This window comes from Mesorhizobium sp. (genome assembly GCF_005063415.1).
Classification (GTDB): Bacteria; Pseudomonadota; Alphaproteobacteria; order Rhizobiales; family Rhizobiaceae; genus Mesorhizobium.
The window spans coordinates 1-802 of the sequence record NZ_SUEG01000353.1 but is presented as its reverse complement, the minus strand read 5'-3'; the positions used below and the strand labels follow the sequence as shown (position 1 = coordinate 802).

Genomic DNA, 802 nt, shown 5'->3' with positions numbered 1-802 from the left:
TCGGAAGGATCCACTCATGGCAGCCGCAGCGAATCGTGCTCAGTCATGGCCGCTGCTTTGATGCGGATGCGGACAAGGTCATCCGAAGGATATTCGGAGCACCGCCCTACGGCGGGTAGTTGTCCTTGCGGGCGCGAGATAAGTGCGATCGGCTCTCCACCCCGTTTGAGACGTAGAACACTCCATCGCGGAATAATCCGAGACCATGCCCCGGCCGGCTCGATGGCGCCATTTCACGACATTCATGGTGATTCTCAAAAGCTGCCCTTGCCGCAACAGCTCGATTCGACCCATAGCGGAAGTTGAACATCAACCGCGAGCAATAGCCCTAAGGTCTTTTCGAGCGGATGGCTTAGGCTCGTCACATGGGACTGTTGACCTTCAGCATAAACGTCACCCTGGACGGCTGTGTCGACCATAAGGAGGGAATCGCTGACGACGAGACGCACGCGTTCTTCACCCGCCTTATGGACGAGGGCGGGGCGATGCTGTGGGGCCGCATCACCTATGAGATGATGGAGAGCTACTGGCCGGCGGTCGCTCGCGGCGACGTGGAGGCGCCGCCGGCGATACGCGAGTGGGCGGTCAAGCTGGACGCCAAACCGAAGTACGTGGTGTCGTCGACGCGAACGGACTTCCCGTGGGCCAACAGCCACTACGTCGCCGACGACCTGCGAACAGGCGTACAGAGGCTCAAGGACGCGACTCCGGCCGGCGTGCTACTCGGTAGCGGCAAACTCGCAACCGAGCTGGACCGGCTGGATCTTATCGACGAATATCAGTTCCTCGTCCATCCCAGGAT

Annotated in this window: 1 protein-coding gene; it reads left to right on the top strand. The window is 60.5% G+C overall.

Annotated features, from left to right (window positions below):
• Positions 1–365 precede the first annotated feature (365 nt).
• Positions 366–802 (top strand): dihydrofolate reductase family protein (locus E5W70_RS32560; protein WP_292665477.1); only part of this gene is annotated, 437 nt, incomplete at its 3' end.